This is a genomic window from Zoogloea sp. JDB1 (assembly GCF_056724025.1).
On sequence record NZ_CM161496.1, the window covers coordinates 5,315,989 to 5,328,921 of the forward strand.

Consider the following 12,933-nt stretch of genomic DNA (forward strand, 5'->3'; position numbering starts at 1 on the left):
ACAGCGATTTCCAGTTGTGTCGTGATTTTGTTGGTCTAGTATCCGCAGTCCTGCGGCAGCATTCCCCCAATTTTTACCTGGCCCTCTTGATCTCGCCCCATCCAGGGGCTATGCCCCGTCATTTTTCGGAGATTCAAGATATGACAACAGGTACTGTGAAGTGGTTTAACGATTCCAAAGGTTTTGGTTTCATTACGCCCGATGAAGGCGGCGAAGATCTCTTCGCCCATTTTTCCGCGATTCAATCCGCGGGTTTCAAAAGCCTGACCGAAGGCCAGCGCGTCAATTTCGACGTGACGAACGGCCCGAAGGGCAAGCAAGCCAGCAACATCCAGATCGCCTGATTTTCCCGGCGTCTGTCTCAAAGGCGGCTGAGTCCTCTCAGCCGCTTGCAGGCTCTTGTGCCGACTTGATGGTCGGCACAGGCATGGAATCCGTTTTTCCCGAATTCCATGCAGCCTCAGCAAAGAAATCCATCCCTCCAGCGCAGCACAGAGCGAAGGCTCACCCACTCTGCTCCGACGCGAGCATAGCGGGCCCTGCCCTGTGGAGACGCCTGGTGGCGCCTGATTCCTCAATCAGGCCGTCGCGAATTGGCCGGTCTGTCTCTTGCCGACCTTCATCGCTATCCAGCCCCTGCGATGAGACTCAAACGGCGGGCGAGCTGCATTCAACGCACGCCGTTTCCACGACATGGAGTACAGCATGACCAATGCCATTCAGCGAACCGAACTCAAGACTTACTACTACACCCCTGTCCATTGCCCGTTCTGTGGCACGCGGGTCATGGGTGCAGATCCGGTCGACGAGACCCTCATTACGGCCTGCCCGCATACCTTGTTCATTGCCCACGATACGGCGTTCGAATACCGCTCCGAGCGATTCGACAAGAACCTCGATCTGCATGGTTTGAGCGAGCAAGAGGTGGAAGAGCGATGGCGCGGGGAGGCCGGCGGGATCGACGGTTTCACCAACCAGGTCACCCTGGCGGACGCGATCAAGCTTGCGGCCTACGCGCCGGAGCCTTCGCCCTACGGTTCTTACTACGGCTTTGCGCCGACCGAATGAGCATCACCCCTGAGCCCCGTTTCTTTCGGGCTTACCTAATTTACCCCTGGAGAAACGATTATGGCCAAGGAAGATCTGCTTGAAATGCAAGGTGTTGTGATGGAAGTGCTGCCGGATTCGCGCTTTCGCGTCACCCTCGATAACGGACACATGCTGGTGGCCTATAGCGGCGGCAAGATGCGCAAGAACCATATCCGCGTGCTGGCCGGCGACAAGGTGTCCCTTGAGTTGTCCCCTTACGATCTGAGCAAGGGCCGGATCACCTTCCGCCATATCGAGGGCCGCACGCCCCACGCTCCGCGGGCACAACGCCGTTAAAACGTATCGGACGCGCCCGTCTTTCTGCGCGGAACATCGTCGTTCATTCGGCCTATTGGGCCCTCAGTAGGAGCCATCATGGCTAAGCCAAACTACCAGTTCGAGAAACGCCAGCGAGATCTGGCCAAGAAGCAGAAGCAGGAAGAGAAGCGTCGCGAGAAGCTTGCGAACAAGGCGGCCAACGCCAGCGATTTGCAGACGGCGGAGCCGGAAGCCGGCGTGCCGGCGGACGGGAACGGCACGGATTCCGGGACGGCATCGGCTTAAGCCTGCCGCACCGTAGCAAGCCCTGACGTCTGGCGCCCCCAATCGGGAACGCCAGACGTTTTTGCATTCAAGCGCACCCCGCACGGTAAAATCACGACAATCCGCAGGTATTCGCCGCACTGACTTCATTGGCCCCATGCTTTTGCATTCTCTTCTAACGGAACGCTTTGACAGCAATCACAACAGTGATGAATTGCTGCAGCTTCTGGCTTCGGTGCTGAACGCGTTCCCCGTTGCGTGTTTCCTGATCAATAGCGAACACCGGGTGATCCACTGGAACATGGCGTGCGAGATTCTGACCGGCGTGTCTGCACGGGCCATCGTAGGCACCAAGGATCAGGGAAAGGCGTTCTACGGCTGCGACCGGATGGTCATGGCCGATCTGGTCCTCGATGGCGCGGCGAACAATCAGGTCGATGCGCTCTACCACGGCAAGTTCCGGCCTTCTTCAATCATCCCCGGCACCTATGAGGCCGAGGATTTCTTTCCCGACTTTGGCAAGGAAGGGCGCTGGCTGTATTTCACGGCCGTCCGCATCTGCGACGTGCATGGCAGGCCCCTCGGAGCGATCGAAACCTTGCAGGATGTGACAGCGCGCCGGCAGGCCGAGACGGCCCTGCACTTGAGCAATGAGCGCTTCAAGGCGCTCAGCTGGGTCGACGATCTGACGCAGCTCTACAATTCGCGCCGGTTTCATGAGGTGCTCGACACCGAGATTTCGCGGGCCGCACGCTACGCCCATCCCCTGTCGTTGATGGTCTTTGACATCGATTACTTCAAGCAGATCAACGATACCCATGGGCATCAGGAAGGCGACCGTGTCCTGCGGCTGATTGCCGAACACCTGCGCCAATGGCAGCGTGAGGCCGACCATCTGTTTCGTTTTGGCGGTGATGAGTTTGCGGTCATCCTGCCGGAGACCAATGCGGCCGCGGCGCACGCCGCCGCAACGCGATTGGTTGAGGAATGGCGGCAATTAAACGGCAACGGAGCCGACGCAGTGACCCATGGCAGTACGCTCAGCGTCGGCGTTACCCAGTTGAAAGCGGATGACACGGCCGAGACGTTTGTGCGGCGGGCCGATCAAGCGGCCTATGAGGCCAAGCGCCTCGGGCGGGACCGGGTTATCGGCGCGTAGAGCCTGCTCGATCGTCGGCGTTTTTCGTTCCGTACAGCCAACGCCTCTCTGCCCCGTCGTTCTCCCAGCGGTCCGGGCTTCAACAGTTCAAACCGGAAGGGCGAGTGCCCTCACGCGCACACGCAGTTCCGCCCGTTGCGTTTGGCCCGGTAGAGCTTCTCGTCGGCACGTTCGATCATGGCCACGTGATCACCTGCGCCGTCCGGCACCATGGTGCTGAGGCCGGCGCTGATGGTGACGATGCCGGCCGGGGACATGGCGTGGGGGAGTTCCAGATCCGCGACGATCCGGCGGCATTTCTCGGCGATCTGCAGGGCGGCGTCGGCCGGGGTTTCGGGCAGGATCAGCGTGAACTCTTCTCCGCCGTAGCGGGCGAACAGGTCGCTGGAGCGCACGGGCATGGCGCTGATCGCCTCGGCGATGCGCTGCAGGCAGGCGTCGCCGCGCACGTGGCCGTAGTGGTCGTTGTAGTTCTTGAAGTAGTCCACGTCGAACATCAACAGAGACAGCGGTTGCCCGCTGCGCCGGGCGCGCGCCCATTCGGCGGCGATGGTCTGCTCGAACATCCGGCGGTTGGCGATGCCGGTCAGTTCGTCCTGCTTGGCCAGGGCTTCGAGCTTGCGGTTGAGCTGGAGCACCTTGTCTTCCATCTGCTTGCGTTCGGTGATGTCGAACATGAAGCCGACCAGGTCGGTGGTGGCGCCGTTCGCGTCGCGGATCACATGCACCACGTCGCGGATCCACACATAGCTGCCGTCGGCCTTCAGGGCCCGGTAGTCGGCCTCGTGATCGACGCCCTGCTCCGACTGGCGGATGCAGAAACTGGCGGTGCGCTCCCGGTCTTCCTCATGGATGCGCTCGATCCAGTCCATCGCCCCCAGCCAGCTGTCCCGCGGCCAGCCGAGCAGGCTTTCGATCTGCGGGCCGATGTAGTCGAACTGCTTGGTCTGCCAGTTGATCTTCCATGGAATCGCCTTGGTCGATTCGAGCAGGGTCTTGTACACACCCCAGTCGTCGCTGCGTTCCAGCCTGTCGATACCATTGAAAGTCTGCGCTTCTGCCATCGTCCTCTCTCGCGCGGGGTCTCTCCGGCCCGCCATGACCCGAGAGATTAGCGCGGAAGTTTTGCAGGGAAGGACGGCGCAGGGCGGGACTGCGGTACTTGTGCACACTTTGGGGGAAGTGTCATGCTGCGCTCGGACGCCGTGGCTGACACTTCGTCGAGAGCATGCGCCATCCCAAGCAAATGGATCGAAGGTGAGTTATGTGTAAGGGACAGATGATGTCGACCAGAATGGACTTGCGCCATGTCGAATCTTTGCCATCATGGAGGAACAGCTATAAATAAAATCCAATGGAATATCTTCGCAACTCCCCGACGCACCGAATCCCGGGAAGATGCAATCAGGACTGCATCCGACTAATCGAGCGCATGACATGCATGATGAAATCGCCGAGATCATTGCTCTGCTCTACGAAGCAGCCGTCCACCCCGAAATCTGGCCGCGCTTTCTGGAGAGATTTGCCCGCATACTGGGCGGGCAGACTGCAGCAATATGGATGCACGACTACGCCTGTGCTGATGCGCAGATTGAGGTGCCCGGTGAACTTGCCCAGTACAGCGTGGGATTCGATCCAGATCGTTTGGCCGATTTCGCCCGTTACTACTCAAAGATCAATGTCTGGCTACCGTTCACCGAGAGAATCCCTGAAGGACAATCCGTGGTGTCCTCGGAGATATATCCCGAGTCCAAACTCGCCAAAACCGAGTATTACAACGACTGGTTACGCCCCCAGGGTCTGCGCTACTCCCTTGGCGGCGCCGCCCACAACGAGGGCAGTCGCAGTCTGCGCCTCACCACCCTACGCGAGGAGGCGCTCGGCCCCTTCGATGCCCAGGCCCTGGTCATCCATCGCCTCCTGATGCCCCACATCAAACGCGCCTACGCCTTGCACCGGGAAATGCGGGCCATCCACAGCAACATGGAGCATGCCCTTGCCGTCCTCGATCTCGTCGCCACACCAGTTTGGCTTCTTGGCGGCGACAAGCGCCTGAGTTTTGCCAACGATGCCGGCAGAACCCTGGACCGGCGCCACGACGGCGTTTGGCTGGGCCCGGACGGCAGCATCCGGGCCGCCTCCGCTCCCCTGCAACAGCAGGTCGACCGTGCCATCAGCATGGCCCTTGGCGGCAGCGACACACAGCCCTCGGGATGCTGTGCCGACATCACCATCCCGCGCAGAGCCGGAAGCGCTCCATTGCTACTGAGCGTCTATCCGGTGCGCTCCCAGTCCGCACTCGGTATGACGGCAGCCATCGCGGTATTCATCAGCGATCCGGGTGCCAGGCCTGTCATGCGGATCGATGCTCTGCGCGTGCAGTTCGGCCTCACTCCCGCGGAAGCCAACTTGGTTTCCGCGCTGGCCAACGGCCGCTCCCTGGCCGAGCATGCGGAAGCCAACAGCGTTTCGAAGAATACGGTACGGACTCATCTGCAACACGCGCTTCAGAAGTGCGGCGCACGGACCCAGGCTGATCTGGTGCGGCTCGTGACCGCCGCGGGCACAGCCTACGGCCGGGACATGCCCAGCTAAGAAAAACCCGATCCCCTGCGCCGCTCCCCTCAGGTGCACATCCATCATCTATGTCTTTCCTCTCCTGGCCCTGCCGGAGACGGCCCGAGCAACCCCAAATGCACACCGTAGTCTCCCGTCTTACCCAGATCCACGTTCAACAACTGGTCCGCCCCTGAAGTGCGCCGTCCGGCTCACGCTACCGCCCCCCAATTTCCCTTCAGCAATATCCAGCTTTCCTGCGGCACAGCCTCAACGCGTATCCCCCGCGTCTTCGGCACCGACGTCATCGCATCTCATCCATTTGGATGACGACTGCAATGGAGCTCCGCTCTACCTTAGCCACGGATGTCGCTTGGCATGAGCGCAAATCTGCTTACGCCGCGGGAGTCATTAAGAATGCCTGGCTTGAGGACATCTTGGCGGCAAGACGTCGCGGGCTTTTTTTGCAATCACACAGGGGAAGATAAATGAGGCTTAAATCGCTTATCTATGTCGCGCTTCTTCTGGGCATGGTTTCCCAGACCGCGCCGGTCTCAGCTGGCTATAGCGCACAGTCTGCCCGTTACAGCATTTTAATCGTCGATCCATACGGGGAATATGTTCAGGCGGCCAATAGCACATACAGCTATTTCAATGGCGCCCCAGTCAGCATGGAGGACAGCCTTGCAGCCCCCGATGGGGGAGGCAGTGCCTACGTGTCAGCGGACTTTGGAGTACTCAGAACCAGCGCTGGCGCATATACAACTACTTTTGGGTCCAGAGCAGAGAGCAGTACTTACGCCGGCTGGATAGACACCATCACGGTAGCATCCTCTACGCTGGCCTACGGTACGCCGGTCCAATTGACTGGAACGCTTTCTCTCCATGCTATTTTTTCCTCCGCGTGGACAGATCCATACAGTGCGGACGGATATATTGGGAGTTATCTGAACATATATCACAACGGCGCAAGAACCGAAGCCTTCAACATAACAAAATCGACAACGCCGTTCAACGAATCAGAAATAAACGAAATCCTTTCATTCACACTCTCCAGCTTTATCGGAGAAGAACTTTTGGTCGAGAATTTTCTTGCGAGTGGGGTACGTGCCGGGAACTTTGGTGAGCCCAGCCCAGCACCTGCAACCGTATTGCTTGACGCCACACATACCGCGTTGTTCACCCTCAATTCAAACACTCCCGAGGCGTCGTATATAACTGAAAGCGGCACGAGCTATGCAAGCCTCGGGGCACTTCCGAGCACATCAGTCCCGGAATCGACCACCTCCGCGTTGCTAGCTCTTGGGCTCGGCTGCCTTGGACTCTCTACCAGACTTCGCAAAAAGCCCGATGGTGAACTCAGCTGCAACGAATGGAACGCTGCAAGAAAGGCGAACTCCCCAGACTGGGTTGCAATGAGTTCGTGGCTTCACATGCAATTGACTGGCAAAACAAAAGACCTTTTTGGAATGGGCCATACGAATCGCTTGACGATCACATTGACTTACTCTGCAAAAAAGAACCGACTTCCTCATTGTCAGAAGAGGGAAAACCCTATTAATTAGAAAATGAGGATGAAGATGATGAATAAATTCACCACTATTCTGTTCGTCGCGCTGACCAATGTAACGGCTGAGAGCGCGATTGCGGGCCCCATCAGTAATGCACAAAAGGAAGGTTATGTTGTGCAAGACGACATGGTGTACTAACGACGACGGCTCTGGGATTTGGTTCGTCGACTTCCACTACGGCGTCTCCTTCGGTGCCTATGACCGCGGCGACATCAGCGCAGCAGTCCACTTGATTCGAAGCGGACGATAATTTTTTCATTCATCTAGCACTCTCTCATGGAGCCCTCCCGAGACAGGGCGCCCCATCTTCGGTTTTACGAGAGATGCGAGATCTGCTGCTATGTTCCAAGACGACGAGTGGATACCTGCGCGCCCCATAGTTGCAAATTGACTCACAGGATGCATATGAAAACACGGATCAACACTTGGACGCGGGCAGGAGTTCTGTCGAACAACTGGGCCTTGGCGGCGGTTTTTATCTTAAGGAGCCACTGATTTATTCCCCGCCCCCCGGCACACGAGCACACGCGAGATAATCCCGCAGTGCCTTCCCTTTACGAGACCTTGATCGATGCAATCGAGCTTTTCTGACCTGGAGTACGCCGCGAAGAAGAAGCTGACGCGGCGCGATCGCTTTCTTGCCGGGATCAACACGGTGACGCCTTGGGCGGCGCTGGAGGCCGAGATCGAGCCGTTCTATCCGAAGGGTGAAGGCCGTGGGCGCCCTCCGATTGGCCAGGCGCGGATGCTGCGCATGTATGTGGCCCAGCAGTGCTTCGGGCTCTCCGACGAGGGGATGGAGGATGCACTCTACGACAGCCAGGCGATCCGGGGCTTCGTGGGGATTGATCTGTCGCGGGAGTCGGCGCCGGACGCAACGACGCTGCTGAAGTTCAGACGGCTGCTCGAAACCCACGGGCTCACGCGCAAGATCTTCGAGGCCATCAATGCCCATCTGGCCGAACAAGGCCTGATCCTGCGTGAAGGAACGATTGTCGATGCCACGCTGATCGCGGCCCCGCCATCGACAAAGAACAAAGCGAAGGCGCGCGACCCGGAGATGCACCAGACAAAGAAGGGGAACAACCGGCACTTCGGCATGAAGGCTCACATCGGCGTCGATGCACAGTCGGGACTGGTGCATACGCTGGTCACGACAGCCGCCAACACCAGCGACATCAGCCAGGCCCATGCCCTGCTGCACGGCAAGGAGCACACCGTGTTCGGTGATGCGGGTTACCAAGGCGTCGAGAAACGCCCCGAGAACCAGGGCAAGACCGTTGAATGGCTGGTGGCGATGAAGCGCAGCGTGCGCAAGGCCCTGCCCGCCGATGCGTTGGGTCGGTTGCAGGAGCGCTTCGAGAAGCTCAAGGCGAGCATCCGGGCGAAGGTGGAGCATCCCTTCCACGTGATCAAGAACCTCTTCCGGCATCGCAAGACCCGCTACCGCGGGCTGGCGAAGAACGAGGCGCAACTCTTCTCGCTGTTTGGCTTCGCCAATCTGCTGCTCGCCCAAAGGCGCATGCCGGCGATGCATGCCCGAGGTGCGTCCTGAGCGGTGAAATCGGAGGCATGCTCCTCGAAAATCGGTCTTTTGATGCCTGGCGGTCAGCATGTTTGAATGGACTTGGCCGGAAACTCGCTCGGGAGAGGCTGGGCGGGGATTTGTTCAGCGTCTCCTTAAGCGGTGGTGGAGTGCTCCTTGCGATAGCGAAAGGGATAAATCAAGAGTCTGGAATCCCAACGCTTATCGCTGCACTGGCGGCAGGCCTGGTGGTTGCACATCAACTTTCCGCCAACCGCAGGGAAAAACTACGTGATCGCGATCTTCAGCGTGAGAATATCCAAAAGGCAGTAGAGGCAGATATCCGCGCCATATTGGTTGCAATTGAAATGACACACTTGGTGCAGGACTTCTGTGAGAAGCTGAGGACTCCCACAAAGAAGCTCACATGGGCTGACGCGCCACGTCACTCCGATTACTTTCAGCTTTATGGCGCAGTAAGCCAAGAACTCGGGGCGCTGGAGCATGGCAGAGTGGATGCGGTGGTGAGTTTCTATACCTTTCTCAAGGCTGCCCGAGATGCGGCGGAACCCCTTTCCATCCCAAACCTACCGGAAAAATCAGTCCAGCTACACATTTGCAATGTATTGCTGCTCATGCGTCAAGTGCTAAAAGCAGGGCGTGAGGCGTTACAAGAGAAGGGGCAACCTACATCACCACTCGATGATAGTCTGACGCTCTTGATCAGCAAGATCGACGAGATCTGCGGACCTCAGCATATGCTCTTCATGACTCCCGAAGTGACGAGCGACGCCCCCTGAACAGATTTCAGAATCAACCGCTGGTGCGCGCGCCCTACGCAGTTAATGAACACGGCCCCAGAAGGGAGGATATATGTCTGCAAAGAAGCAACAGATAGAACTTCCGTGTGTTAAAGACAGGGAGCCATGCCATCTGGTGCTCAAAGCGCTGAAGGCCGACATTGCGGCAGGCCGAGCCAGTGGTCCGCCTAAGCCGGCTGACGACATCTTCGACCGCCTCGAAACCAAGTATGCGCCCTGGGCTCGTTGATGCTGCCGCTAGGAACGGAAGCCGTCCCAGCGGCATCTGCTTCGTCCATTTGATTACGAACTCAACGGTCCAGCCCCGCCTTACAACCTGAACCGCGCCACCGACTCCCGCAGTTCGCTGGCCAGCGTCTCCAGCCGTTTCACGTCTTCATCCGCGGCCCGTACCGATGCGGCGGATTCTTCGGCCATGCGGGCGATACGTTCGACGTGCTGGGCGACGCTGGTGCCGGCCTGGCTTTGTTCGGCGGTGGCGCTGGCCACGTCGCGCACTTTGGCGACGGTGGCTTCGGCGCCAGCGCTGATTTCGCGCAGGGAGGCCGCGGCGGCGGTGGCCATGTCGACGCCGCGGCCGACCAGCGGGGTGATGGCCTGCATGCTGCCGACGACGGAGCCGGTGTCGGCCTGCACGGCGGCGACCATGGTGGTGATCTGGCCGGTGGCGCTGGTGGTGCGTTCGGCGAGCTTGCGCACTTCGTCGGCGACGACGGCGAAGCCGCGCCCTTGTTCGCCGGCCCGCGCGGCTTCGATGGCGGCGTTGAGGGCGAGCAGGTTGGTCTGGTCGGCGATTTCCTTGATGACGCTGGCGATGCCGCCGATCTGCGAGGAGCGGTCGAGCAGGCCTTCGATGAGGCGGGCGGCCTGGCTGACCTGCTGGGACACGCCCTGGATGGTGTCGGCGGCGCGCTGGACCATCTGTTCGCCGTCCCGGGCGACCTGGCTGGAGTGCTCGGAGTTTTCTTCGGTCTCCCGCGCGCTGCCGGAGATGTGGTCGATGCTGACGGACAGTTGTTCGATGGCGGCGGCGGTGGATGAGGTGGCGTCGGACGAGAGCTGGCTGGCTTCGTCGATGCGCGTCATCTGGCGGCTGAGGCTGGAGGAAATGTGGCCGAGCAGCGTGGCGCCGCGCTGGATGCCGTCGATCATCTCGCGCAGGCTGGTCTGCATGTGGGCGACGGAGGCGAGCAGGCTGTCGCTGCCCTTGGGCATGTCGAGGTGCTGGGCGAGGTTGCCGGCGGCGATCTCCCGCGCGACCTGGGCGGCGTAGTCGGGCTCCCCGCCGATGCGCCGGTAGATACTGCGCGCCATCAGGCCGGCGAGCACGGCAACGACGATCAGCACCACCGCGCCAAGACCGATAAAGCGCCAGGCGAGGCGCCAGAAGGCGTTATCGATGTCGTCCACCCAGGCGCCGTAGCCGAGGACCCAGTTCCAGCCCTGGACCTTGGTGACGCTGTTGATCTTGGGCAGTTCGGTGTCGGTGCCGGGCTTCTTGACCATCACTTCCACGTAGCCGAACTCGTTGCCGTTGAGGGCGTCGAGGTAGCGCTGGAAGTCGTAGCGACCGTCGGGCAGTTTCTTGCCGAGGTCGATCCTGCCGGTGTCCTTCATGTTGGGCAGCACCAGGCCGAGGCCGTCGGTGCTGCGTGCCCATACATATTTGGTCTTGCCGTCGCGCATTGCGGCCAGCGCTTCGATGGCGCGGGCCTGGGCGTCGGCGTGGCTGAGGGTGCCGGCCTGTTCCAGGGCCTGGTAGTGGGCCACGCTCTGGGTGGCGAGGATGAGGACGGTGCGCAGTTCGTTGCGCCGTTCGTCGAGCATGGTGGTGCGCAGCGTGGTGAGCGCCACGCCAGCCACCACGATCAGCCCCAGGATCGCGCTGGCGACGATGAGACCGAGGCGGCGGGATAGTTTCACGGTTGGGTTCCTTCCTGCTGTTTTGCGGCTCCAATTGAAAACGGCCACCGGAGACGTGTCCGGTGGCCGTTTCACGGCCTTGCCTGAGTGATTCGCGCGCTGCTTAGTGCTTCATGGAGAACGCGGAGATCCAGGAGGTCTTGCGGGCTTCGGCAAAGGCCTGCTCGCGCAGCTCGTTGTACTCGGCGTGCGGCACCGGGTTGGCATTCCGGTTGCCCAGGTCGTGGATGCGGACGCGGTAGGTTTCACGGGCAGTCCATGCGGCCAGGGCGGCGATGACGGTAACGCCGAAGGCGATGGAGCCGACGGTCATCGGGATGTTGGTGGAGCCCGGGGGCGCCACGGTGGCGAACAAGGCCGGCAGCATGGCGGTGATCATGGTGCCGATGTTCTGGGAGATGGCCATCGCGGAGACGCGGGTGCGGGTCGGGAACATTTCCGGGTAGAAGCTCGGGAAGATCGCGTTGTAGCCCTGGTACACCAGGCCCCACATCAGCAGGGACATGACGATTGCCATCGGTACGCTGTGGATGCTGATGGCGTACAGGTAGCCGAAGGACAGCAGGCCGGCGCCGAGGGAGCCACCGATGATCAGCGGACGGCGGCCGATCTTGTCGGAGAGGTTGCCGACCATGGGAATGACAAGCACGGCCAGGCAGTTGCCGAGGACTGGGATCCACAGGTAGACGTCCTTGCTGAAGCCGATGCCGTAGCCGGGCTGGACCGCGTAGGCGGCGCCGAAGATGGTGGCGACGACCGGGATGACGTTCATCAGGGATGCGCACATCACGCGCAGCATGTCGGGCCAGCATTCGCGGATGGCCTCGACGACCGGCGCCTTCGGGATCTCGCCCTTCTTGGTTTCCTGGGCAAAGGCCGGGGTTTCATCGACTTCGCGGCGGATGATGTAGCCGGCGATGATGACGACGAAACTCAGCAGGAAGGGAATGCGCCAGCCCCAGCTGTTGAAGGCTTCGGGCGGCATGAGGTAGGCGAGCGGCAGGAACACGGCAGCGGCTAGGATCTGGCCGGCCTGCACGCCCTGCAGCGTGAAGCTGGCGTAGAAGCCGCGTCGGCCGAAAGGGGCGTGTTCGAGGATCATCGAGCTGGCGCCGGAGATCTCGCCCGCCACTGCGAAGCCCTGGATCAGGCGCAGGATGACGAGAAGGACCGGAGCGAGCATGCCGACCTGGTCATAGGTGGGCAGCAGGCCAACGGCCATGGTGGAGATACCCATCAGGAACATGCAGATCAGCAGCACCTGCTTGCGGCCGTGGGTGTCGCCCCAGTGGCCGAGGACGAAGGCGCCGATGGGACGGGCCACGTAACCGACGCCGTAGGTGGCGAGGGAGGCGACGATGGCGATCTGGGGGTCGCCCTGGGGGAAGAAGATCTGCGGGAAAATCAGCGACGCGGCGGTCGCGTAGATGAAGAAGTCGTAATACTCCAGCACGGAACCGATCCAGCCACTGGCGGTGGCCTTCTTGGTCTGCTGGGTCCCATGTTGCTTGTGTTCGCTAGGACTACGCATGGTTGTCTCCACTATTTTTTGTGTGTTGCAGCAATTCGGATCGTTTGGGCGGTGCTGCCTCTGCAGCCTTCGAAGTGGGGCTAGATTAACGATAGCGATGTCCGAATTAACTGGGTCAATGCGGGTGATGCGCGATTGCCGTCACAACTTGTTCGATAATCGCGCACCACGTTGGGCTCAAGGAGCCCCCCTCCTCTCCGTTCTCCGGCACTTAC

General features: G+C 60.4%; 13 protein-coding genes. 10 read left to right on the forward strand and 3 right to left on the reverse strand.

Annotation, left to right across the window (positions count from 1 at the left end):
- Nucleotides 1-140: 140 nt before the first annotated feature.
- From AC1PPK_RS24140 to AC1PPK_RS24160, 5 genes are all read left to right on the forward strand, one after another.
- Complete coding sequence (locus AC1PPK_RS24140) at nt 141-344, forward strand: cold-shock protein (RefSeq protein WP_481118264.1); 204 nt, start codon at nt 141-143, stop codon at nt 342-344.
- Nucleotides 345-705: 361 nt separating this feature from the next.
- Nucleotides 706-1,068: a hypothetical protein gene (locus AC1PPK_RS24145; RefSeq protein WP_481115518.1), complete on the forward strand. Its 363-nt coding sequence runs from the start codon at nt 706-708 to the stop codon at nt 1,066-1,068.
- A 60-nt stretch (nt 1,069-1,128) separates the two neighbouring features.
- On the forward strand, nt 1,129-1,386 hold the full coding sequence (gene infA, locus AC1PPK_RS24150; protein WP_481115519.1) for a translation initiation factor IF-1: 258 nt from the start codon (nt 1,129-1,131) through the stop codon (nt 1,384-1,386).
- 78 nt (nt 1,387-1,464) lie between these two features.
- Nucleotides 1,465-1,653: a hypothetical protein gene (locus AC1PPK_RS24155; protein ID WP_481115520.1), complete on the forward strand. Its 189-nt coding sequence runs from the start codon at nt 1,465-1,467 to the stop codon at nt 1,651-1,653.
- A gap of 136 nt (nt 1,654-1,789) precedes the next feature.
- Nucleotides 1,790-2,791: a diguanylate cyclase gene (locus AC1PPK_RS24160; RefSeq protein WP_481115521.1), complete on the forward strand. Its 1,002-nt coding sequence runs from the start codon at nt 1,790-1,792 to the stop codon at nt 2,789-2,791.
- A gap of 110 nt (nt 2,792-2,901) precedes the next feature.
- Here AC1PPK_RS24160 and AC1PPK_RS24165 read toward each other — a convergent pair whose 3' ends face one another.
- Nucleotides 2,902-3,855: a GGDEF domain-containing protein gene (locus AC1PPK_RS24165; protein WP_481115522.1), complete on the reverse strand. Its 954-nt coding sequence runs from the start codon at nt 3,853-3,855 to the stop codon at nt 2,902-2,904.
- A gap of 373 nt (nt 3,856-4,228) precedes the next feature.
- Between AC1PPK_RS24165 and AC1PPK_RS24170 the strand changes: the two genes are divergently transcribed.
- The 5 genes from AC1PPK_RS24170 (at nt 4,229) to AC1PPK_RS24190 (ending at nt 9,243) form a co-directional block, all read left to right on the forward strand.
- Nucleotides 4,229-5,386 carry a helix-turn-helix transcriptional regulator gene (locus tag AC1PPK_RS24170; protein ID WP_481115523.1) on the forward strand — a complete coding sequence of 386 codons (1,158 nt, stop codon included), beginning with the start codon at nt 4,229-4,231 and terminating at the stop codon, nt 5,384-5,386.
- A 449-nt stretch (nt 5,387-5,835) separates the two neighbouring features.
- The gene (locus AC1PPK_RS24175) at nt 5,836-6,912 is read left to right on the forward strand and encodes a PEP-CTERM sorting domain-containing protein (protein ID WP_481115524.1); all 1,077 of its coding nucleotides are present in this window, start codon (nt 5,836-5,838) and stop codon (nt 6,910-6,912) included.
- Nucleotides 6,913-6,927: 15 nt separating this feature from the next.
- Nucleotides 6,928-7,056, forward strand: coding sequence for a hypothetical protein (locus tag AC1PPK_RS24180; RefSeq protein ID WP_481115525.1), 129 nt, complete (start codon nt 6,928-6,930; stop codon nt 7,054-7,056).
- A gap of 433 nt (nt 7,057-7,489) precedes the next feature.
- Complete coding sequence (locus tag AC1PPK_RS24185) at nt 7,490-8,473, forward strand: IS5 family transposase (RefSeq protein ID WP_481115526.1); 984 nt, start codon at nt 7,490-7,492, stop codon at nt 8,471-8,473.
- A gap of 17 nt (nt 8,474-8,490) precedes the next feature.
- Nucleotides 8,491-9,243, forward strand: a complete 753-nt coding sequence (locus AC1PPK_RS24190) for a hypothetical protein (RefSeq protein WP_481115527.1) — start codon at nt 8,491-8,493, stop codon at nt 9,241-9,243.
- Nucleotides 9,244-9,573: 330 nt separating this feature from the next.
- Here AC1PPK_RS24190 and AC1PPK_RS24195 read toward each other — a convergent pair whose 3' ends face one another.
- Together AC1PPK_RS24195 and AC1PPK_RS24200 are read right to left on the reverse strand one after the other, a co-directional pair.
- Nucleotides 9,574-11,187 (reverse strand): methyl-accepting chemotaxis protein, encoded by a 1,614-nt coding sequence (locus tag AC1PPK_RS24195; RefSeq protein ID WP_481115528.1) that lies wholly within the window; start codon nt 11,185-11,187, stop codon nt 9,574-9,576.
- Between the two features lie 103 nt (nt 11,188-11,290).
- Nucleotides 11,291-12,718: an MFS transporter gene (locus tag AC1PPK_RS24200; RefSeq protein ID WP_481115529.1), complete on the reverse strand. Its 1,428-nt coding sequence runs from the start codon at nt 12,716-12,718 to the stop codon at nt 11,291-11,293.
- Between the last annotated feature and the right edge of the window lie 215 nt (nt 12,719-12,933).

Bases quoted from the DNA above. Each gene is read 5' to 3' on its own strand.
- AC1PPK_RS24140 (WP_481118264.1), top strand. From the start codon at position 141: ATGACAACAGGTACTGTGAAGTGGTTTAACGATTCCAAAGGTTTTGGT.
- infA (WP_481115519.1), top strand. From the start codon at position 1,129: ATGGCCAAGGAAGATCTGCTTGAAATGCAAGGTGTTGTGATGGAAGTG.
- AC1PPK_RS24185 (WP_481115526.1), top strand. From the start codon at position 7,490: ATGCAATCGAGCTTTTCTGACCTGGAGTACGCCGCGAAGAAGAAGCTG.
- AC1PPK_RS24175 (WP_481115524.1), top strand. From the start codon at position 5,836: ATGAGGCTTAAATCGCTTATCTATGTCGCGCTTCTTCTGGGCATGGTT.
- AC1PPK_RS24170 (WP_481115523.1), top strand. From the start codon at position 4,229: ATGCATGATGAAATCGCCGAGATCATTGCTCTGCTCTACGAAGCAGCC.
- AC1PPK_RS24190 (WP_481115527.1), top strand. From the start codon at position 8,491: ATGCTCCTCGAAAATCGGTCTTTTGATGCCTGGCGGTCAGCATGTTTG.
- AC1PPK_RS24200 (WP_481115529.1), bottom strand. From the start codon at position 12,718: ATGCGTAGTCCTAGCGAACACAAGCAACATGGGACCCAGCAGACCAAG.
- AC1PPK_RS24160 (WP_481115521.1), top strand. From the start codon at position 1,790: ATGCTTTTGCATTCTCTTCTAACGGAACGCTTTGACAGCAATCACAAC.
- AC1PPK_RS24180 (WP_481115525.1), top strand. From the start codon at position 6,928: ATGATGAATAAATTCACCACTATTCTGTTCGTCGCGCTGACCAATGTA.
- AC1PPK_RS24155 (WP_481115520.1), top strand. From the start codon at position 1,465: ATGGCTAAGCCAAACTACCAGTTCGAGAAACGCCAGCGAGATCTGGCC.
- AC1PPK_RS24145 (WP_481115518.1), top strand. From the start codon at position 706: ATGACCAATGCCATTCAGCGAACCGAACTCAAGACTTACTACTACACC.
- AC1PPK_RS24165 (WP_481115522.1), bottom strand. From the start codon at position 3,855: ATGGCAGAAGCGCAGACTTTCAATGGTATCGACAGGCTGGAACGCAGC.